The organism is Streptomyces sp. NPDC048664 (assembly GCF_040650555.1).
Taxonomy (GTDB): Bacteria; Actinomycetota; Actinomycetes; order Streptomycetales; family Streptomycetaceae; genus Streptomyces.
This window is the reverse complement of record NZ_JBEZHK010000019.1, coordinates 96,649-116,301: the sequence shown is the minus strand read 5'-3', so window position 1 is coordinate 116,301 and position 19,653 is coordinate 96,649. Positions and strand designations below refer to the sequence as shown.

Below are 19,653 nucleotides of genomic sequence, written 5' to 3'. Positions count from 1 at the left end.
GTTCTCCCCCTGCGAGACAGGCTTCCTCGTCCCAGCAAGTGATCGCCTGCCACAGGCGCCACATGCCATCGGGCCAGCGGTGCTCGGGAGCAGAAGGGCGGCGGCCTCGATGGTGTGGCTGAAGCCCCAGCAGTGGCAGTGGAACCGCATCTCCTGTTCCAGCAGGAAGCGGGCGAAGCCGGTCCCGGGGCAGGCCAGCCTCGTCGTGGGCCACTTCGAGCTGCGGGAGGGCCCAGCGCTCGGGGCCCTCTGTCCACGGTCGAGCCCGAGGGCGTCTTCCTTGGGCGTGTGGGCGGCCGTTTCGTCAGGGACGGCGATCTCCCTGCTGGCGGGGTGTGCGGGCTTGCGTCTGAGACAAAGCGATGCGGCGCCGGGCCAGGTCGACATCAATGATCTTCACGGTAAGTGGGTCACCAACCCCGACGACGCCTTCGGTCGATTCATCCAACTCGCTGCTGTGCACGAGTCCTTCGAATCCGTCCTCTCGGCCTTCGATCCGTACGAAGACGCCGAATGACACGATCTTGGTGACCGGTCCGGTGACCACCTGCCCGATCCGCTGCGCCACCTGCGGCCACGGGTCTTCCTGCGCTGCTCGGAGCGACAGCGGAACTCGTTCACAGACCATGTCGACGTCGAGGACCTGGGCGGTGATTTCCTGGCCGACGCTGACGACGTCGGACGGGTGGTTGATCGGCCGCCAGGACAGCTCCGGAATGTTGATCATCGCGGTGAAACCGCCGATGTCCACGAAAGTGACGCCGAAGCCGGCGACAGCCGTCACCGTGCCGGTGACGACTTGGCCGCCCCGCAGGGTTTTCAGGAACGTCCAGTCCCGGTCGCTGGGCGTCGGCTCGGTCTGCCAGCGTGCACGGAGGACACCGTCGCTGTCGGGCAGCACGGCGGTGAACAGCGGCTTCCGCTCATCAGTGGTCAGGGATAGGACGCCCACGGCACGCGCACCTGCGACCTGGGGCCTCACTGCCTCGAACTGGGTCTCGTCCGCGACCAGGCTGTTTATCCGCCCATCCCTGTCCTCCCAGACGACCTCCGCCAGTCCCTCCTTGGGCAGGGAAGGCATGGCCGCGTCGGCGTCGGTGAGCACGTCCGGCCAGACCGCCAGCTGTGCGCGAGGAGTCAGCTGGGAGCGCACCGCCTCGATGTTGTCGCGGGTGAGGCGGTGCCAGCGGGAGGCGTTCGCGGCATACGTCCCCTCCAGGAACGTGGCGCGGCAGGCGCTCACCGCCCAGCGCAAGCAGGCCCAGAAATCGGCGTCGGCCGGACGCTGTATCCGCAGTGGCTCGTCGGGGGCGAACTCGTACGGAGAAGCGTCCAGACGTTCCGGGAACAGTCCGAGCGAGCGGGTGGGGGCGAGCGCCGCTTCGCAGGGCAGGTTGCTGCCGATGTAGAGGTACTGGTCCCAGCCGACGTGCACACTGAATGCTTCCTCCACCTCCAGACGGCACCAGGCGCCGTTGTCGCGGAGCATGGCCCGGACGAGTTCCAGGCTGGCGGCGACCGTCACCAGCGCACCGTCGTGGAACCCGGTGAGGCCAGCTGGGAAGAGGTCCGCCAGGCTGTGGTCGGCGGCCGGCGGTTCCGTGCCGAAGTGGGCGCAGCCGCCGATCTGCGGCTCGCGAATGGCCAGCTGGTCGACACCGGTCTCTTCGGCGAAGGCTGCGAGGGCCTGCAGATAGGCGGCTTCGATGAGTCCGTGGTCGCTGGTCGCGGGCTCGGCGCCCACGTAGCGGCCGTACTGATCGCGGTCGGCAGGGTTGTACTTGGTGACCTGGTAGACGTAGGGCAGCACGTCACTGCCCCGCAGAGGGCGAAGCCGCCGATGCCTTCTGGTGGCATTCGAGGATGCGGTAGGCGGTGGCGCGGCTGGCGGAGAAGAGCTCGGCACGATCGGCGATGGTGTGCTCGCCGGACTGGTGCGGCTGAACCAGATGGGCTTGCTGGCGGGCGGTGAGCTTGGGCTGCTTGCCTTGGGGCTTGCCCTTGGCCCGCGGCTCTGCCGTGCCTTCGCGGGTACGCATGCGCAGTAGGTCGACCTCGGACTCGACGAAAATGTCAGGATGTTGAAGAAAATCCTACCCATCGGGTCGGCAGGGTCGTTAAGGTTTCCGCCCAGCGAAGAGCTTGACGCGCGGGCGGTGAGCGAGCCGCCGACGTCGCGGGCACCGGGAATCGGGCGTGCGAGGCGATCGGGCTTCGGGACGACGAGCCAGTGCGACAGCACCAGTGCCTCGTCACTCGTGAGCTTGATCGGCACCTGGCCATCACTCATGCACACCCCTACAGCTCGGCCCTTCCCTCGACCACCCGAACCCACTGGCCTTCGACCTTGACCGACCGCATGGGCCCCCCGGCTCGGTCACAGCCCCTTTCTCCCGGCCGTCGCCGCTTGTGCCCAAGCTTCCAGCCCTACGAGGACGCCAGGTCCAACATCGTCCCGGCCAGAACTCCATTGATCGCGCCAATCCGACCGCCGTACACTTCCAAAGTTTTGGGGCTCAACGGGGGACGGGGGAACGGGCGTGCGTATGGGCAGTACGAACGGTACGGCGGATGGCGAATCCGCCTTGGTTTCCGCAGTCCGGGCCGGAGACACTGCCCTGGCGAAACGCCTCTTACACGAAAACTGCGATCTCGCTGGGCTGAACGCCGCGTTCGGGCTGGCGGTTCGGATGCACGCAGGGACCCTCGCCCAGCTGCTGCTCCAGTACGGTGCGGATCCCGGTCAGTGCGGACCGGACGAATTGCTGTCGCTGCGCGAGGCGGTCGATTCGGGTTCGCCCGCCTTGGTTGAGGCGCTCCTCGACCACAGGTTCCGGGACAGATACTCGGCGTCCGAGCTCTCGGAGGTGCGGTCTCTCGCATTCCACCGGCACGAGGTGGGGCTCGAAGCCGAGCTGCGGCGCAGAACAGGTTCTCAGGACGCCCTCATCTGCGCTCCGGTCGAGGACGACGAGTTCACCAGCGTCAACGAGTTCACCCTCGGCGGGATAACCGTCAAGGACGGCCATGGGGCGATCCTCACTCACCTGGAAGAGCTGCTCGACGTTCGCCCCGAGTTCGAGGTGTTGATGGCCCGTGCGCTGGATCACGGCCAGGGCCACGCCACGTGGGCAAGGTCCACCATCCGGCTGGCTTGCCGGGCCGAACAGGCGATCTGGTCGGCAGCCGCGGCGCTGCGTACCCACTCGTCACCGTCCCGCAGGCTGTTCGGTGCCGAGGTGATGCGGCTGACGCACCTCTTCGACACCGGCGACGAGAACGCATTCGCGGGCCCTGCACTGGACATCTTCACGAAGTGGTCGGCGGAGGAGACGGACCTCACCGTCCTCATCGAGGTGCTGACAGCGCTCGGTGAGCATGCCGATCCACGCGCCTACGCGGCGCTCCTGCCCTACACCGGCCACTCTGACCCTCGGATACGGGGCACGGTGGCGCGCGGACTCAGCTCCGGGTCTGAGCCGTCGGCCTACTCAGCTGAGGTGCGTGACGCCCTGATGGTGCTGATGACGGACATCGACACGGCCGTCCGGCGGGACGCTTGCCTCACCGTCGGAGACGGTAGGGACCGTGATCCCGTCCTCGCGGATGCCCTGGCTGCTCGGCTGGACGACGTGGACCGCCAAGTCCAGGTCGCCGCCGTATACGGGCTCGCCATGCACGAGGACGAGCGCTGTGTGGAAGCTGCGCGATGTCTTGGCCCCCCGCAGCCCGGAACCCACTCCGAGGAACGCTGCCTCGAAGCAGCGTGGCGCTACGAGTGGCGCCGGGACGGCCTCTGATGCACCTGCCCTGGCTTTCAGGTTCTCAGCACCGAGACACCGCGTAGATCAGCGTGCCCGCGTCGGAGCCGCTGGACGCGGGCTTGCTCGTGGTGGCCATGCGGTCGTCGGAGTCGTATGTGGTCCGCGTCGTGATCGCCTTGGCGCAAGGCCGTCGGGGGCGGGACAGCAGCGGCTGCGGCGGCGCGTCGCGGGATCGGTCACTTCGCGCTGTAGTACAGCTGGAGAAAGTCCTCCATCGCCGCGTCGACACCCTCACGGTCACCGGTGGCGAGCAAGTCGAGCAGCAGACCGCGGACCGTCGCCAGTCCCAGCCGGGCGCGGTTGCGAGCCGCGGCCGGATCCGCCCCCGTGGCGGCCTCGGCAGCCGCGAGCGGTTCCAGCCAGTCGTTCACGAGCCCTTCGAGGACGGGGGCGGCCTCGGGCCGGCCCCGCAGCGCCTGTGCGTAGATTTCGAAGAAGAGCCGCTCCTGACCCGCCAGTCGGGGGTCTGTCAGCTGCTGCCAGAGCAGACGAGCGGCATCGATGGGCGGTAGACCGGGCTGCAGGCGCAGCCGGGACAGCAGGGCGCGTTGGCGTTCCTCCGCTGTCCGGACGATCTCGACGAGCAGGTGTTCCTTGGAGCCGAAATAGTGGATGAGCATGCGGTGGCTGACGCCGATCGCGGCGCCCAGTGCGCGCAGGCTCAGGTCTGCGAAGCCGTGTACCGCGACGTGGTCGACAGCCGCGTTCACCAACCGAGTACGCCGGTCGCCGTCCTCGCCAGGCCTCGTCTCGCCCTTGGCACCTGGGCCGACCGCATCCGTCACTTCACGAGTGTACCCATGGGCACATGCCCTATGTACCGTGTGGTACATGCAGCCTGTGACAGTGTCGATCGACGTACCGCAGTCGCCCGAGCAGGTCTACGACTTCCTCGATGTCATCGCGCACCACGAGCGATTCACCGACCACTATCTGACCGGATGGCGCTACAGCGGCCCCGGTCACGGCATCGGATCACGCGCCACCGTCACGGCCGCGCTGGGCGGCACCAGGACCGACGTCGCCATTGAGGTCGTCGAGGCGGACCCACCGCGGCGCATCGTCGAACGGAACGTCAGCGCGGCCGGCCGGCGCCTGGCACACGGGACCTACACCATCGAACAGCTGGGACCCGGCGGGAGCCGCGTGTCGTTCACGTACGCCTGGGCCCGTGCCCCGCTCGCCGACCGCCTGCTGGCACCCGCCGTCCGAGCCGCCATACGGCGAGCCAACCACACGGTCATGCGGCGCCTGGCCGTCGAGTTGGCCCGCCACACCTCCAGTGCCGGATCCTGACGGACGTGCATGCCGGGTCCGTCAGGAGAGCCTGGGGTGGGACTGTGGGACTGCGGGACCACCGGAAGTCGAGGAGAGCTACGGCCTCGGCAAGGTCGGCATGCGCGGGCTCGCGGGTGCGGGCGGCGACGAGGAACATCGAACGACCGGTCAGGGCCCGGGCGAGGCGTGCGGGATCGTCGGGCAGGCGGCGGGCGGGCTCCACTCCCCCGCCGCGCCTGCTGGCAAGGGTCCGACGAGCCTCGACTGGTTGGCCGAGATCTTCGACGAGTAGGTGCCGGCGCTCTGGTGCTGTGCTGGCCTCTTCACGGAACCCGCAGTCGAGGCACGGGTCACGCTGACTCGGACGAGCCAGGCGAGACAGCGTGCACTCGAGGTCTCCACGTCTCGATCGGGCCGGTTCTGAGCAGCGGAGTTGTCTGACCCGGCCAAGTGCCGCGTTCCGTCGCAGCGGTTGTGACCGGGTGCTTCAGCCGGCCGGGCTGGGCGTCGCGCTCGGCCGAAAGCCGTGTGTACGAGCCGCGGCTACAGGAGGGCCAGGTGCGGCTCGACGCCGGCCCAGTCGCAGCTGGCGTCCCACAGGCGCCCGGCAACGGCGGGATCGGTCATGTGGGCCCGTACGGACTCCGTCCGCGGTGTTCCGCGCAGGCCGAAGGCCTTGGGCCCCCACAGCTGTCCTCCTCGCACCTGCGGGTCCAGGACGGCACGGATGATCGGCCATGCCCCGCGGTCCTTGCCCTGGAGGAGCAGACCGGCGGGCAGGCCGCGCAACCGTGTGCCGAGGGTTGCCGCGTGCACCCCCGCACGGTCCGGGGTCAGGGAGTCCAGGGCGCCGCCGGGGTGGGCCACGACGCTGAGCACGGTGCTGCCGCGGGCGCGCAGGCGGCGGTCGAGCTCGAAGGCGAAGGACATCTGCGCCAGCTTCGACCGGCCGTAGGCGCGTCCGGGGCGGTAGTCCCGGGCTGTCTGGAGGTCGTCCGGGTCCAGCCGCTCGGAGCGCGCCGCGAAGCTCCCCACCGTCACGATCCGGGCGGCGGGCGCCGAGGACAGCAGGGGCGCCAGCTCCCGGGTCAGCGCGACGTGCCCGAGGTGGTTGACGGCGAACATCAGCTCGTGACCGCGACTTGTCGGCGGCGGACGGCAGCAGGTGGACGTCCCACGACGGGCTCAGGGGTGCGGAAGACATGACAACAGGCTCCAGGGGTTCAGGGGCAGTGCGCAGGCGGCGATGCCGACCCGGGCAATGACACGGCATGCGGCCCACAGATCGCCGACAGTTCCCCTTCACCGCCGACAGACCTCCGACACGTTGGAGGCGGCCACGCTGCGCTCACGGGTGAGCGTCAGGTGATCCCCCTCACCCCACTCGTCGGTCGGGGCGGCGAACGGCGCCCGACCCGAGAGGAATCCGGCCGCGTCCCCACCGGTCTGCTCGGCCGCTTGGACGGCAGCGGCCCGTCTTCGGAACCCTTCAGGGCGTGGCGGCCGTTCTCAGTCCGTGCGCGGGACCGCCGGTGACGGGACCGGACCGCGCGACGCCGAGTGCGTGAAGGTGCGGCGGTAGGCGGTGGGGGTGGTGTCCAGCGTCCGCCGGAAGTGCAGCCGCAGGTTGGCCGCCGTGCCCAGCCCGCAGTCCCGCGCCACCTGATCCACGGAGAGGTCCGTGGTCTCCAGCAGTTCCCGCGCCCTGCCGATGCGGGCGTTGAGCACCCACTGCAACGGGGTCGTGCCCGTCTCCTCGGTGAACCGGCGCATGAAGGTGCGCTGCGACAGGCCCGCGTGCCGAGCCAGCACGCGCAGTGTGAGCGGTTCCCCGAGCCGGTGCAGAGCCCACCCACGAGTACCGGACAGCGACGCCTCACCGGCCACCGCGACGGGAGCCGGCACGTACTGGGCCTGCCCACCGTCCCGGTGCGGGGCCGCGACCAGACCGCGGGCGATCCGGTTGGCCACCTCCGCGCCGAGGTCGCGGCGCACGATGTGCAGGCACAGGTCGATGCCGCAGCACACCCCGGCCGAGGTGAGCACGTCGCCCTCGTCGACGTAGAGCACGTCGCGGTCGACCGTGACGGCCGGGAAGTCCCGCTCGAACTCGTCGATGTGCTTCCAGTGGGTCGTGGCGTGCAGCCCGTCCAGGACGCCCGCCGCGGCCAGCGCGAAGGCGCCCGTGCAGATCGACACCACACGCCGGCCGCGGTCGCGGGCTTCGGCCAGTGTGTCGAGCACGGCGTCCGGCAACGAGAGGGCCGGTTCGAATCCCGGCACGATCACGGTGTCGGCGCTGCGCACCTGCTCCAGGCCTCCGTCGGCGATCAGTGCGAACCCGGCGGAGGTGGCCACTTTCGTGTCCAGCGCGCACAGGGTCATCTCGTAGGGGGTTTCCGGCCGGGTGGTGAAGATCTGCGTCGGGATCGCCAGGTCGAGCGGGGTGACCCCGTCCAACGCCAGGACCGCGACTCGATGAGCTGCCATGGCAAGATCCTAACGAACTAAGGAAATATTGCCTCTCGCCAGGTCAGGGCGGTCACGGCCAGGCTGAGGACATGACCGGACCTACTCGCGAGGCGATCGCCGACCCGATCGCGCTGCCCAGCACACCCCTTGTCGCCGCCGTCACGAACCTCATCCGACCGGTGGAGACGCCGTCCGTCTTCAACCACAGCATCCGCAGCTACCTGTTCGCCCGGCTGGTCGCCGACCGCCTCGGCCTGGCCGCCGGCCACGACTACCAGGACGACCTGCTGTTCGCCGCGTGCGCGATGCACGACCTCGGACTGGCGTCGGACGGCCCGCACCGGCAGCGGTTCGAGGTCGAAGGCGCCGACCGGGCCGCCGAATTCCTCATCCGACAAGGGACGTCCACGGCCGACGCCGACCAGGTCTGGCAGGCCATCGCCCTGCACACCTCCCCGGGCATCGCGGAACGCCGCGGCACGCTGTGCGTGCTCGTGCGCGAAGGCGTCGCCCTCGACTTCGGCGGCCCCGCGAGCGCCGACCACCTCGACACGGTCACCGATGAGCAGGCCGACGCCCTGCACGCCGCCTACCCGCGGCTGGACATGGTCCGCTCACTGACCGACGCGATCGTCGCGCAGGCCGCGAAGGACCCGAAGAACGCACCCCGGTACACGACCCCCGGCGAACTCCTGCGCGAACGCCAGACCTTCGGCCGGACCCGGCTGGAGCACACCGGCCGTTCGTCCCGCTGGGGCGACTGACTCCGCCGACTCCACGACCCGTCAACAAAGAAGAGGAAGCACCACCATGACCGTCCACACCGTCGAGGTTCCCGAGAACAACCCGGTCTTCGGGGAGACCACCAGCGCCTTCGCAAGCTTCGGCTATTCCGCCGCGGTGCGTGCGCACGGCCTCCTGTTCGTCGCCGGGACGATCGGTCGCCGCGCCGACGGAACCATCCCGGACACCATCGAGGAGCAGACCGAGATCGCCATCCGGAAGATCGAGGAGATCCTCCGGTTGGAGGACCTCGACCTGTCCGCCCTCGTCGACGTCACCAGCTACCACGTCGACATCCGCCAGCACCTGCCCGGCTTCGTCAAGGCCAAGCAGGGCCTCGTCGAGGCGCCCTACCCGACCTGGACGATCATCGGGGTCAGCGGCCTCGCCAGCCCGGGGCTCCTCGTGGAGATCCGCGCGACCGCCGCGTATCCCGACGCATCACGCTAGACCGACCGCCGCTCCTGGCCCCCCTCCCCCGGGCCCAGGAGCACGTCATGCTCGGCGTGCCGGCCGCGGTCGGCTGAGGACGCCCGCGTGGGAGAGCCTCCGCACGAAACCCGGCCGGCCGCTGCCGAGGACGCGGAACCTGCCCCGTCGAAGCCGCTCCTGGAACTGATGTCCGCGCTGGAGCGGCCGCGGAGAACGCCGATACGCCGGCCCCACGGTCGGGCCTGCGGTCGACCCGACTCGGCTGTCGGAGCCGGGCCGTCGCCGATGGACTGGTCCTCGGGCGCGGAGGCGATGCCGGGATGTGTGCGTACTCGTCTACGGCGGTCCGGTCGTCCCCGCACGAAGGTGCCGATCGCCCAGACGGGCAGTCTTTGTGTGCGACCCGTGACTCATGGTGATCATCCTTTGTGGGTTCGTTGCTGTCCGGTGCGAGCCTCCTCCGCGCCGGCCGGCGCCCGCCATCCGTCGGAACCCCCTTCCCAGAGGTGACGCGAGTTGTTCCGAAACGACAGACTTCAGCTGTCCCTCCGGCGGCGGCGCGGCCATGTGCGCGTGTGGGCGATGGCCGCGAGCGTGGCCCTGGCATCGGGTGCGGTGGCGGGCGAGGCGTATGCGGGCGGTTCGGAAGACGGCCGTGCGATGAACCCCGTGCGTGATGCCTCGGCCGGCTCCACCCACCACCCGTGCGCCGCCCCGCAGGGCAAGCACGGCCGCGGCCACGACCACTGCCCGAAGCCCACGGGGCGTACCGGACCCACCGGGCCTACCGGGCCCACGGGACCTGCTGGTTCCAACGGTGCTGCGGGTGCCACCGGCTCAACCGGGCCAACAGGTGCCGATGGTTCTGCCGGTGCTTCTGGGCCCACTGGACCTGCCGGGTCTACCGGGCCTACCGGGCCTACCGGTGCAGGCGGTTCTACCGGGGCCTCTGGACCCACCGGTCCCACCGGTCCCACCGGTGCCGACGGCCGGACGGGGGCGACCGGTCCGCAGGGAGACACCGGACCGCAAGGGCCCGGGGCCGTGCACGGTCTTCAGGACTTCACCACCGACGGGACCTTCGTCGTGCCCGCCGGACTGACCGGGATCTTCGTCCAGGCATGGGGTGCAGGGGGCGGTGGAGCCGGCGCGGGCGGCGGCGGCGAGATCGGCGGTGGCGGCGGAGGAGGCGGTGGCTTCGCCTGGTGTCAGTTGACAGTGACACCCGGTCAGACGATTTCCGTGACGATCGGGCAGGGCGGGAGTGGCGGGTCGGCCGACATGGACGGGACCGTCGGGGGCAACACCCTGGTGACTGCTTTGCCCAGCGGATCGGCGCTGGCCACCGGCGGCCTCGGCGCCATCAGCGGCGTCGGTGCTCCAGGAGGTGTTGGGGTGTGCACTCCCGCCGGCGGCGCGGTCCGTCAGGGCCCCACCGGTAAGAATGGCGGCCCGCTTCCCGGCGCAGGGGCCAGTCCCGCGGTCGACGGCATCGTCGCGCCCGGGCCGACGGGGGCGGCACAGGGCGGAGGCGGCGGTGTCGGCGCGACGCCGGGCGGTGCCGGCGGCAACGGATACGCCGTCTTCTGGTGGTAGCCGTCGTCCGCCCCCGGGGACGGACCGGCACACCGTCTGGCGTGCGCCAAGTGGATTCCGGGCCCGCTGTACTTATCGTGCCTTCGGAGCGCGGCCAGGTCCGGCGTTCCTCGCCGTCGCCGTGGCCGACGCTCCGCCTTGCCCGCCCCCGTTCCCCGTTCCTCGTCAGCAGGGGCAGGGTCGTGGTCGCCTCGGTGAGCCGCTACCGGGTTGACCCAGGTCCTCAAAGGTGACTGCGGAGGCCCTGCGGGGCGGGGCGGCCTCGCAGGGCGATCCTCAGAGAGCGACCGGTTCTTGAGGATGCTGCCGGTGCTCAGACGGCCCGGTGGTCGGTAAGGAGGTCATCGGGTCGGGGCTGGAGTGGCTCATCAGCCCTTCTCGGTGAACATGTTGATGAGGCCCTGGGCTGTGTTGTCGCCGGAGTCGATCCGGTGGACCTCGGCGCCTTCGAAGGTGGCGACCTCGGTGCTGCGGGGGAACATGGCCTGCTCGTACTCGGTGATCGCGGCCTCGATGTCATCGAGGTGGGCGGCGAGGGCCTGGCCGAGTTCGGCGCCGTCGAGCATGGCCAGGTTGGCGCCTTCTCCGTTCGGGGCTGCGAGGTGGGCGGCGTCGCCGAGCAGGGTCACCCCCGGCACCCGGTCCCAGCGGTGCTCCACCGGCAGGGCGTAGTGGGGGCGCGTGACGGGGGCGTGCATGGTGGCTCCTTCGGGATCAGGCCGCCCGGTCGACTCCGGTCGGCCGTCCCTGGAAAGGTGCCAGCCCCTGTCGACGAGCCACCGACATCCGCCCGACAGCCCCGACAGTGTTCCGACATGGCGTCGACACCGCGGATCAGCCGCGGCTCGGTGCCTCACGGTGTCCGCGCGCCCAGGGTGGCATCAGGGACTGGCGAACTGGGTGCCGTTCGTCGACACCTCCCTCATCGTCGCGAGTCCGTCGGCGTACCTCGTGTGTGACAGCGAACCGCAGATCGATCGGCGCCTCGCCTCCGTCGGCTTGAAGCCACGGGACGCCCCGAAGACAGTCGGCATCCTGGAGTGGGGCGGACGGGCCCCGTAATCTTCGAGCGCCTGGGAGTGTCGAACCGGACGAAGGAGATAGGTTGTTACGTCTTCACGCGGTGAGCAAGCGCTATGGCCGTGGCGACTGGATCCTGCGAGACGTGGACGTGGAGGCCCCGGCCGGTGAGGTCGTGGCGTTCGAAGGCGGGAACGGATCGGGGAAGTCGACGCTCCTGCGGATCGCGGTGGGCGTGTCCCGGGCGACCCGCGGCACCGTGGCCGCCCGGCCGCCCGTCGTCGGGTACGTCCCGGACCGGTTCTCCCCCGACGAACGCATGTCGGCCGTGGCGTACCTGACGCACCTGGGCCGTATCCGCGGGCTGACCAGTTCGGTGGCCTCGGCGCGGGCCGGACGACTGCTGGACCGGCTCGCCCTGGTGGGCTCCAGGCACGCCCCTCTGCGGAGCCTGTCGAAGGGCAACGGGCAGAAGGTCGCGCTGGCCCAGGCCCTCCTGGTGGAACCCGGGCTGCTCGTCCTGGACGAGCCGTGGTCCGGGCTGGACGCCGACGCCCACGGCGTGCTCGCCGAGATCATGGCCGAGGTCGCGGCATCCGGCGGCACCGTCGTGTTCACCGACCACCGCGCGTCGGTCACCCGGGCCCACGCCACCCGGACATACACGGTCGGCAAGGGCCGCGTGTCGCTGCGGGGACCGGAGCCGCGGGCCACCGAGCAGGAGCCCACGTCCTACGTCGTCCTGACCGCGCGCTCGGAACACGGCCGCGAACCGCAGGACCTCGACTGGGAGCTACTGGACGGCGTGGTGACGGTGAGCCGGAACGTCACGGGCGTCGGAGTGCGCGTGGGACGGAAGTCCACCGATGCTCTGCTGCTCACGGCGCTCCAGGACGGCTGGTCCGTCGAACGCGTCACCGGAACGACCACGGACCACCACCAGGCGTCGAACGCCGCGACGAACGCAGACATGCGGTGATCGCGCTCATCCGCTACACCTTCGCCACCATGCTGCACACGCAGCGCTACCTCGCCCCGCTGCTCCTGTTCACGGGCCTGCTGGGCGTGTTGACCGTCAACGGCAGCGGCCCACTGCCCCCCGCCTACGCCTCCTCCGCCGGCGCGCTGTTCGTCTGCTCGACCTGGCTGACGATCGTCCTGATGAGCCTGGACGCCCCTTCGCAGCGGGCGGTCCTCGTCGTCACCGCGGGCGGACGGTCGCTCACGGTCCTGCTCGCGACGATCGGCACGGCCCTGCTGAGCTGTCTCGTCCTGATGGTGTTCGGATTGTTCTTCCCGTTGTGGACGGGCGACCACGTGGTCAGCACGACCGATCTCCTGCTGGGCGTCGAGGCGCAGCTCACCTGTGCCCTCGTCGGCATCGCCATCGGCGTGCTGTGCTCGCGACTGGTCTTCAAACGGCAGGGACACGCGCTGGTAGTAGCCCTGGCACTGGAGATGGCAGCTCTTTTCACCAAGGGCATGCCTCCGGTCAACCGCCTGTTCGTGCTGATGGCCACGACTCCCGACGCGGCGAAACTGCTTGCCCCCGCCGGCATCATGCTGGCGATCTCCGCGGTGGTCCTTGCCGTGTTCATCGCCGCCACGCAGCTCGTCGCCGGGCGCAGGGAGTAGCCGGTCGGACCGCCGCCGGACCGGGCGGTGCCCACGGTGGTGGTTGGCTCGGCGACCGTGGGTCGAGGCGCACATGCTCATCGTGTGGCTGTCGTCCGGGACGACGACGGTCACGGCCGCCAGGTGAAGAGTCGATCCTTCCCACCATCTCCTTTCGGCGGGAGGACGCCGGACGTGGGTGTCAGTTCCTGTCAGGCAGCAGGAAAGCGCGGCGTTCCTCTGTGGTCAGGTGCCGGAACACCCGCCGGCGGGCGCGGCGCACCAGGCCGTCGATGTCGTGATCGGCCACCGCCCAGACGCGTACGGTGTGGTCGCGGGAGGCGGTTGCCAGCCGTGAGCCGTCCGGGTGCCAGGCGAGGCCGCTCACCCGGTCGGTGTGGACGCCGAGCACCGCGGTCTGGGTGGCGCTGTCCGGGTCCCAGAGCCGGACCGTGCGGTCCTGGGACACGGACGCGATACGGGTGCCGTCGGGTGACCAGGCAACGTCCTGGACCCGCTCCTCGTGGCCGGTCATCACGGCGAGTTCGGTACCGTCGAAGGGGTCCACAGGCGGATCGTGCGGTCGCGGGAGCCGGTGACGAGGCGGCGTCCGTCGGGTGACCAGTGGACCTTCCAGACGTAGTCCAGGTGACCGCGCAGGGTGGTGACGGCGGTGCCGTCGGCGGTGTCCCAGACGATGGCGGTGCGGTCCGTGCTGGACGTGGCGAGATAGCGGCCCTCCGGTGACCAGGCCGTACCGGCGACCCAGTCCCCGTGGCCCCGCAGGATGTGGGCGGTCGCACCGGTGGCCGCGTCCCAGACGCGGGCTGTGCCGTCGCGGGACGCGGTGGCGATGCGCGTGCCGTCCGGGGACCAGGAGACGTGGGACAGCTCCTCGGTGTGTCCGGCCAGGTCGACGTCGTCGTCGCGGCCGTCCCTGCGCCATACCAGGGCCGCGCCGTCCCGCAGGGCGATGGCCAGACGGGTGCCGTCGGGGGACCAGGCCGCGTCGGACACCTCACCGCCGTGCCACCGGCCAGTGGTAAGGCCGGTGGCGAAGTCCCGGACGCTCAGGGAGCCGTCCTGGTGGACGGAGGCGAGGGACGTCCCGTCGGGCGACCAGGCGACGCGGAGGACCGGGCCCTCACCGTCGCTGAAGACGCTGGTGGTCGCGGTGACGTTCCACACGGCTGCGGTCCGGTCGCGGGAGGCGGTCGCCAGTCGTTGCCCGTCGGGAGACCAGGCGATGCCGTAGACGGTGTCGGAGTGCCCGGTGAGCCGGACCTCGCCTGCGGTCCCGTCAAGGCTCCAGACCCAGGCCGTGCGGTCCGCGTCACCGCCGGCGAGGCGCCTGCCGTCCGGTGACCAGGCCAGGGAGTTGACGACCTCCGGGCTCTCCAGCGTCTGCCGCACCTGCCAGCCGGCGGTGTCCCAGATCCGTATGGTTCGGTCGCCGGAGGCCGAAGCGAGCCGGCGGCCGTCGGGCGACCACCGGACCGACTCGACGTTGTTCCGGTGGTCGGTGAGCACGGTGACGAGGGCTGCGGTGGTCGTGTCCCAGACCCGTACCGTGCCGTCTTCTCCGCCACTGGCCACGCGTCTCCCGTCAGGTGACCATGTAGCGCTCCACACCATGCGCTCGTGGCCGCGCAGGACCGCGGACCCGGTGTAGGTGTCGGCGTCCCAGATCCGCACGGCGCAGTCGCTGCCGACCGACACGAGGCGGCTGCCGTCAGGTGACCAGGCGACACCGCCGACGCCCTCCTCCCGGTCGCCGGTCCCCACGGTGTGGCGCAGGACGGCCAGTTCGGCCCAGGTGTCGCAGGACCAGATCCGCACGGTGGCGTCCCTGCAGCCGGCCGCGAGCCTGCGTCCGTCGGGGGACCAGGCCACCCCCTGTATCCATGCGCCGTCTCCCGCGAGCACCACCGGTGGGTCGTCGCGGTCCGGACGCCACACCCGTACGGTGCCGTCGTCGCTGGACACGGCCAGTCGCAGCCCGTCCGGCGACCACGCCACCCCGGACGCGCCGCGTTCGAAGCCGCGCAGCACGGCGCGCAGCCGTGAGGCGCACAGGGCCGTGTGCAGGGCCTGGACGGCGCCAGGTGTGGCCGCGTACTCCTCGACCGCCGCAAGGGTGGCGAGCACGGCGGTCTCCGGCTCCGTGTCGAGGCTGTCGAGGGCGCGGACGGCGACCGCGTCCGCGGCGCGTCGCATCGTCGCCCGGTCCTCCCGCAGCGACCGGTCCACGAACTCCTCGACCAGTGGCGTCGCACCGACCGTCCGCGAGGACCGCGTCAGCCACTGCCGGGCCACCGCCAGCCGCTCCCCGGTGAGGAGGTAGGCGTCCTGGTGCTCCGCGTGGTCCCAGTCCTGCGCCCAGCGTTCCAGCTCGGTGCGGCGGCGCAGGTCCTCGGTACGGGCGACGACCGCTTGGCGCAGAGGCGCCCACTGGCGGAACAGCGCCTCGTGGGCCACGTCCAGGACGTCACCGTCGCCGGTGAGCAGGCGTCCGGCGACGAAAGCGTCGGCGACCTCTCGTTCCCGCGGGGTGAGGTCGGCACGGCGGACCCGGCGGCGAGTGGCCTCGTTGCGGTCGATGGTGACGAACCGCAGCAGAGTGGGGATCACGGGTGCGTCCGCCAGCTCGCCGGTGATCTGGTCCGCTCGCTCGGACAGGGCGCCGGCGACGCCGCCGAGGGCGCGGTACGCCTGCTCGGTCACCGTCCCGCCGGACCCTCCGGCGCGCAGGTACAGCTCGTGGAGGGTGTGGGCGAGCAGCGGGAGCGCGTCGCCTCCGCCGCATTCGTCGACCATGCGGGCCACGACGCCGGGTGCGAAGGTCAGCCCGGCCTGCTCGGCGGGCCTTTCGATGACCTCGTACAGCGCGTCCCGGGCGAGCGCACCGACGACGGCCGGGTTACGTACCAGCTCGGCGAATCCGGACTCCAGGAACCCGGTGAGGAAGTCCGAGCGCAAGGTGGCCACCATCCACAGCCGCGAGTCACGCCGCAGTGCGTCGGATATCGCGGTGAGGAACGCGTCCCGCTCCTCACGACCGGACAGGGTGAGCAGCTCCTCCAGTTGGTCGATCACCAGCAACGCCGGTCGATCGCTGGGCAGTCGGGTGAGTAGCCGATGTAACGCGCCGACCGGGTCCACGCCGGGCGAGAACGGTGCCGCGACCGTCCAGCGCCCTCGCCGCCGGGCCAGCGCCGGCAGCAGTCCGGCCCGCACCAACGACGACTTTCCGCTCCCCGACGGCCCGACCACGGTCACGAACCGCTGCGCCCGTCCCGGCACCGCCGGATGCAGCCGCCCGACCAGCTCGGCGATCTCCCGGTCCCGCCCGAAGAAGACGGCCGCGTCGTCCTCCGTGAAGGCTTCCAGCCCCGGGTACGGCGGCTGGGCGCTGTCCCACACCCGGCGCGTGGGCGTCGGCCGATCGAGGAGGTGCAACGCGATCTGGCCCCCGACCAGCAGCACCAGCGCGACGCCGATCAGCGGCACCGACCAGTCCCGCAACAGCCGCAGCGCCAGCGGCACATGGTCCGACTGGCCGGTCGCGTAGTTCGTCGCGATGCCCAACAGGGTCCCGACCAGCATGAGCAGGACATCGAGCACGAGCTTGACGGGGCGGCGATCCATAGATCGACAACCTAGCCGCAGCGAGACGTGGATGGGCAGATCCTCCTCACAGCCGGGGCCGCAGCGCCCTGCTCGCGGCTCTCGCCGAGGGAGGTGTCCATGACGGAGTCCTGCTCTTCCGCAGAGAGCCCCCGGTACAGGGAGCCGCGTCCATGAACGCCGGTCCGGGCCGCTCGAAGGCGACCGGATACAGTGCGCGGGACGGCAGCCTGGTCAGAGAGGCGCAGCGTGACCGACACGGACAACACCCGACCCGCCGACAGCGAAGTGCGAGCGCCGCGGAGCCGACTGCACCGCCTGATGCGGTACATCCCTCTGATCGCCCCCGTCCTGCTGTGGGCCGTGCCCTGCTGGGTGCTCCTGTACACCGGCCAGCACTGGCCCCTGCCCGTCACGCTCGCCGGCACCGCCCTGTTCGCCCTCGGGCTCGTCGGTATGCCGTTCGCGATGGCGCGCGGTCACGGTCGGCGCCAGCAGGACAGGGCGGCGATCGTCGGTGACACCCTGCTGGGCAGCAGCTGGGTCCTGTTCACCTGGTCCGTCCTGCTCGGCGTCCTGTTGCGGCTCGCCCTGACCCTGGCCGGTGTCGGCGACGGGCAGGACCGGGCTCGGATCGTCACGTGGGCCGTCCTCGGCACGACGGCCGTACTCCTCGCCTGGGGGTACGCGGAGGCCCGCCGCGTGCCGCGCGTGCGTCGCCTCGACGTGGAACTCCCGCGACTGGGTGCCGGGTTGGACGGTCTCCGCGTCGTCCTCATCACCGACACCCACTACGGCCCGCTCGATCGCGCGCGCTGGTCGGCGCGGGTGTGCGAGAGGGTGAACGCTCTGGAGGCCGACCTGGTCTGCCACACCGGCGACATCGCGGACGGCACGGCCGAACGCCGCCGCGCCCAGGCCGTCCCGCTCGGTACCGTCCGGGCCACCCGGGCCCGTGTCTACGTCACCGGCAACCACGAGTACTACAGCGAGGCCCAGGGCTGGGTCGACCTCATGGACGAGCTGGGCTGGGAGCCGCTGCGCAACCGCCATCTGCTGCTCGAACGCGGAGGCGACACCCTCGTGGTCGCCGGCGTGGACGACGTCACAGCCGAGTCCTCCGGTCTGGCGGGCCACCGTGCCCATCTCGCCGGCGCCCTGAACGGCGCGGACCCCGACCTGCCCGTCCTGCTGCTGGCGCACCAGCCCAAGTTCGTCGACCGGGCGGCAGCCGGCGGCGTCGACCTCCAGCTCTCCGGCCACACCCACGGCGGCCAGATCTGGCCCTTCCACCACCTGGTCCGCATCGACCAGCCCGCCGTCGCCGGCCTCAGCCGCCACGACGACCGCACCCTCCTCTACACCAGCCGCGGAACCGGTTTCTGGGGCCCGCCGTTCCGGGTCTTCGCCCCCAGTGAGATCACTCTGCTCGTGCTCCGCTCCCCGCATCGGCCCACCCCGCGACAGCACTGAGGCCGGCCGGCACATCCGCTGGCGATTCCTGTGGATCGCCGCGTCAGGACAACGGGTTGGTGCCTTCGATGACCTGCCACCCGGAGACCGGGGTGCCCGACTTCAGGTGGTGAACGCCCTCACCTCGGAGCGTCACGAAGGCGGTGAGGCCGGTGTCGAGTTCGGTCACTCGATGACGGTGGACGACGGCGTGCGTCAGCGTCAGGTCCATCGCCTGTACCGAACCGTCGAGCCGCTGGAAGCGGGCACCGCGACGGACCGGTCCCCGCAGACAGCGCACACTGACCGTGGCCTGTTCCAGGGACGCGACGACGACCCGGTCGATCTGCGGTTCCACGCCACCGCAACGGCTGCCGGGGCCAGGGCTCCCGCTCACGCGTCCGCCCCCTCACGCTCGACCAGGACGCCGTTCTCGAACGGTACATCCGCGCGGGCGGCCTCAACCGTCAACTCGACCACGCCTCAGCTCTCTCGCGCCTCGTCGAGGGTGAGCTCTCCATCGGGCGCCAGGGTGAACCGGAGGCCGATCATCAGGTTCGTGGCGCCGGCCGGGGTGCCATAGGCCCTCAACGTGAAGTCCTCCGCCTTGCCGTAGTTCCCCTCCGCCTCGGCAGCGTCGCTCCAGGAGTTGACCCGCACCCACACCGTCCATCCGTACGACTCCCGCTTCTCCCGCCACGGCCCCCAACTGTCCTGCGGCAACAGCCCCGCACCCCGGCCCGAGAACAGGTACCAACCGACAAGTCCGAGCAGGGCAACGACGGACACGGCCGTGAGCCGCGGTGCGGTGGACCGGCGGCCAACACGGATGACGGGCAAGGGGGTTCCTCTCGTTCACGTCGAGCTCTGCCGGAGGGGAAGACGGTTCTCCGCCGGGCCGCGCTCCGATTCCCCACTGGTCGGCCGACAGTGACCGTCAGGACGAGGTGCGGCACCGGGCCCACGCTTTTCATGGCTTCCCGCCGCGGCCCCCGCCGACATGGGGTGTCGGCGGGGGCGCGGGCGGGGCGGCTTCGCCGTCAGCGGGCACTCGTGGTGGCGATGTCGACGATGTGGTTGTACCGCTCCACCAGGACGAAGAGTCTGGTCTTCCGCGTCGTCTCCCCGCTGCCGAAGGTCAAGGTGGCCATGACCTCACGGCTGTTGCCCACGGCGCCGTTGTCGGTCACCGTCCATGCCGTCGGCACGTTCTGGGCTCGAAGGACGCCGTCCGCGCCGTTCTGCTGCTCCCAGGCAGCCAACCGCTTGGCGAAGTCGGACGTCAGGTAGTGCTTGCGGAGCGCCGTGGCCAGCGTGACGTCCGGGTCCGTGTAGTCGCCCTTCGCGTCGATGTAGGCCCCGTAGAAGTCGGCGACCCGGGTCACCGCTTGGCCGTTCGTGCCGCTGACCGACTGCGCTGCGGCAGTGGGCGCCTTCGCGGGGGCGGGGACGGAGGCCTGGGCCGACACACCCAGCCCGAGGGCCAGCACGATGCCGGCGGTGACGGCCGCGACGCGGCCCGGACGGTGCTGCGTGGGGGACTTCATGTTCATGT

At 70.9% G+C, this 19,653-nt stretch carries 18 protein-coding genes and 2 pseudogenes; 9 read left to right on the top strand and 11 right to left on the bottom strand.

Features of this window, described 5'->3' with window-relative positions:
* Positions 1–304: 304 nt before the first annotated feature.
* Both AB0C59_RS21480 and AB0C59_RS21475 read right to left on the bottom strand, forming a co-directional pair.
* Positions 305–1,810, bottom strand: a complete 1,506-nt coding sequence (locus tag AB0C59_RS21480) for a S1 RNA-binding domain-containing protein (protein WP_363006857.1) — start codon at positions 1,808–1,810, stop codon at positions 305–307.
* Position 1,811: 1 nt separating this feature from the next.
* The gene (locus AB0C59_RS21475; protein WP_363006855.1) at positions 1,812–2,039 is read right to left on the bottom strand and encodes a hypothetical protein; all 228 of its coding nucleotides are present in this window, start codon (positions 2,037–2,039) and stop codon (positions 1,812–1,814) included.
* A 507-nt stretch (positions 2,040–2,546) separates the two neighbouring features.
* On the opposite strand from AB0C59_RS21475, the gene AB0C59_RS21470 reads away from it, so the two are divergent.
* On the top strand, positions 2,547–3,800 hold the full coding sequence (locus AB0C59_RS21470) for a hypothetical protein (RefSeq protein ID WP_363006853.1): 1,254 nt from the start codon (positions 2,547–2,549) through the stop codon (positions 3,798–3,800).
* 200 nt (positions 3,801–4,000) lie between these two features.
* On the opposite strand, the gene AB0C59_RS21465 is transcribed toward AB0C59_RS21470, so the two are convergent.
* Positions 4,001–4,609, bottom strand: coding sequence for a TetR/AcrR family transcriptional regulator (locus tag AB0C59_RS21465; protein WP_363006851.1), 609 nt, complete (start codon positions 4,607–4,609; stop codon positions 4,001–4,003).
* Positions 4,610–4,655: 46 nt separating this feature from the next.
* Between AB0C59_RS21465 and AB0C59_RS21460 the strand changes: the two genes are divergently transcribed.
* Together AB0C59_RS21460 and AB0C59_RS21455 are read left to right on the top strand one after the other, a co-directional pair.
* The gene (locus AB0C59_RS21460; RefSeq protein WP_363006849.1) at positions 4,656–5,120 is read left to right on the top strand and encodes an SRPBCC family protein; all 465 of its coding nucleotides are present in this window, start codon (positions 4,656–4,658) and stop codon (positions 5,118–5,120) included.
* 100 nt (positions 5,121–5,220) lie between these two features.
* Complete coding sequence (locus AB0C59_RS21455; RefSeq protein ID WP_363006847.1) at positions 5,221–5,394, top strand: hypothetical protein; 174 nt, start codon at positions 5,221–5,223, stop codon at positions 5,392–5,394.
* A 251-nt stretch (positions 5,395–5,645) separates the two neighbouring features.
* Here AB0C59_RS21455 and AB0C59_RS21450 read toward each other — a convergent pair.
* Positions 5,646–6,239 (bottom strand): annotated as a pseudogene (locus AB0C59_RS21450) (short-chain dehydrogenase); the annotation flags it as partial.
* Between the two features lie 372 nt (positions 6,240–6,611).
* Positions 6,612–7,592: a helix-turn-helix domain-containing protein gene (locus AB0C59_RS21445; protein ID WP_363006845.1), complete on the bottom strand. Its 981-nt coding sequence runs from the start codon at positions 7,590–7,592 to the stop codon at positions 6,612–6,614.
* Positions 7,593–7,663: 71 nt separating this feature from the next.
* Here AB0C59_RS21445 and AB0C59_RS21440 point away from each other — a divergent pair, with 71 nt between their 5' ends.
* The 3 genes from AB0C59_RS21440 to AB0C59_RS21430 all read left to right on the top strand — a co-directional run bounded on the left by AB0C59_RS21440 (position 7,664) and on the right by AB0C59_RS21430 (position 10,385).
* Positions 7,664–8,338, top strand: a complete 675-nt coding sequence (locus AB0C59_RS21440; RefSeq protein ID WP_363006843.1) for an HD domain-containing protein — start codon at positions 7,664–7,666, stop codon at positions 8,336–8,338.
* 46 nt (positions 8,339–8,384) lie between these two features.
* Positions 8,385–8,807 (top strand): Rid family hydrolase, encoded by a 423-nt coding sequence (locus AB0C59_RS21435; protein ID WP_363006841.1) that lies wholly within the window; start codon positions 8,385–8,387, stop codon positions 8,805–8,807.
* Between the two features lie 1,026 nt (positions 8,808–9,833).
* Positions 9,834–10,385 carry a hypothetical protein gene (locus AB0C59_RS21430; RefSeq protein ID WP_363006839.1) on the top strand — a complete coding sequence of 184 codons (552 nt, stop codon included), beginning with the start codon at positions 9,834–9,836 and terminating at the stop codon, positions 10,383–10,385.
* Positions 10,386–10,753: 368 nt separating this feature from the next.
* Here the strand turns inward: AB0C59_RS21430 and AB0C59_RS21425 are convergent.
* Positions 10,754–11,077, bottom strand: a pseudogene (locus AB0C59_RS21425) (FAD-dependent monooxygenase); the annotation flags it as partial.
* A 413-nt stretch (positions 11,078–11,490) separates the two neighbouring features.
* Between AB0C59_RS21425 and AB0C59_RS21420 the strand changes: the two are divergent.
* Complete coding sequence (locus tag AB0C59_RS21420; protein ID WP_363006837.1) at positions 11,491–12,384, top strand: ABC transporter ATP-binding protein; 894 nt, start codon at positions 11,491–11,493, stop codon at positions 12,382–12,384.
* The gene (locus tag AB0C59_RS21415) at positions 12,381–13,040 is read left to right on the top strand and encodes a hypothetical protein (protein WP_363006835.1); all 660 of its coding nucleotides are present in this window, start codon (positions 12,381–12,383) and stop codon (positions 13,038–13,040) included. The genes AB0C59_RS21420 and AB0C59_RS21415 overlap by 4 nt, the downstream gene beginning before the upstream one ends.
* 181 nt (positions 13,041–13,221) lie before the next feature.
* Here AB0C59_RS21415 and AB0C59_RS21410 read toward each other — a convergent pair whose 3' ends face one another.
* Entirely contained in the window at positions 13,222–13,587 is a 366-nt protein-coding gene (locus AB0C59_RS21410; protein ID WP_363006833.1) for a hypothetical protein, read from the bottom strand.
* Positions 13,554–16,667 carry an AAA family ATPase gene (locus AB0C59_RS21405; protein ID WP_363006831.1) on the bottom strand — a complete coding sequence of 1,038 codons (3,114 nt, stop codon included), beginning with the start codon at positions 16,665–16,667 and terminating at the stop codon, positions 13,554–13,556. Before AB0C59_RS21405 ends, AB0C59_RS21410 begins: the two co-directional genes overlap by 34 nt.
* A gap of 228 nt (positions 16,668–16,895) precedes the next feature.
* On the opposite strand from AB0C59_RS21405, the gene AB0C59_RS21400 reads away from it, so the two are divergent.
* Positions 16,896–18,119, top strand: a complete 1,224-nt coding sequence (locus AB0C59_RS21400) for a metallophosphoesterase (RefSeq protein ID WP_363006829.1) — start codon at positions 16,896–16,898, stop codon at positions 18,117–18,119.
* 43 nt (positions 18,120–18,162) lie between these two features.
* Here AB0C59_RS21400 and AB0C59_RS21395 read toward each other — a convergent pair whose 3' ends face one another.
* The 3 genes from AB0C59_RS21395 to AB0C59_RS21385 form a co-directional block, all read right to left on the bottom strand.
* On the bottom strand, positions 18,163–18,495 hold the full coding sequence (locus tag AB0C59_RS21395; protein ID WP_363006828.1) for a hypothetical protein: 333 nt from the start codon (positions 18,493–18,495) through the stop codon (positions 18,163–18,165).
* An 86-nt stretch (positions 18,496–18,581) separates the two neighbouring features.
* Positions 18,582–18,887, bottom strand: coding sequence for a hypothetical protein (locus tag AB0C59_RS21390; protein WP_363006826.1), 306 nt, complete (start codon positions 18,885–18,887; stop codon positions 18,582–18,584).
* Between the two features lie 251 nt (positions 18,888–19,138).
* Complete coding sequence (locus AB0C59_RS21385) at positions 19,139–19,651, bottom strand: hypothetical protein (RefSeq protein WP_363006824.1); 513 nt, start codon at positions 19,649–19,651, stop codon at positions 19,139–19,141.
* Between the last annotated feature and the right edge of the window lie 2 nt (positions 19,652–19,653).

What these genes read in the sequence shown, in the direction of transcription:
- AB0C59_RS21405 (WP_363006831.1), bottom strand. Translation starts at nt 16,667, where the DNA reads ATGGATCGCCGCCCCGTCAAGCTCGTGCTCGATGTCCTGCTCATGCTG.
- AB0C59_RS21460 (WP_363006849.1), top strand. Translation starts at nt 4,656, where the DNA reads ATGCAGCCTGTGACAGTGTCGATCGACGTACCGCAGTCGCCCGAGCAG.
- AB0C59_RS21470 (WP_363006853.1), top strand. Translation starts at nt 2,547, where the DNA reads ATGGGCAGTACGAACGGTACGGCGGATGGCGAATCCGCCTTGGTTTCC.
- AB0C59_RS21445 (WP_363006845.1), bottom strand. Translation starts at nt 7,592, where the DNA reads ATGGCAGCTCATCGAGTCGCGGTCCTGGCGTTGGACGGGGTCACCCCG.
- AB0C59_RS21475 (WP_363006855.1), bottom strand. Translation starts at nt 2,039, where the DNA reads ATGCGTACCCGCGAAGGCACGGCAGAGCCGCGGGCCAAGGGCAAGCCC.
- AB0C59_RS21435 (WP_363006841.1), top strand. Translation starts at nt 8,385, where the DNA reads ATGACCGTCCACACCGTCGAGGTTCCCGAGAACAACCCGGTCTTCGGG.
- AB0C59_RS21455 (WP_363006847.1), top strand. Translation starts at nt 5,221, where the DNA reads ATGCGCGGGCTCGCGGGTGCGGGCGGCGACGAGGAACATCGAACGACC.
- AB0C59_RS21440 (WP_363006843.1), top strand. Translation starts at nt 7,664, where the DNA reads ATGACCGGACCTACTCGCGAGGCGATCGCCGACCCGATCGCGCTGCCC.
- AB0C59_RS21385 (WP_363006824.1), bottom strand. Translation starts at nt 19,651, where the DNA reads ATGAACATGAAGTCCCCCACGCAGCACCGTCCGGGCCGCGTCGCGGCC.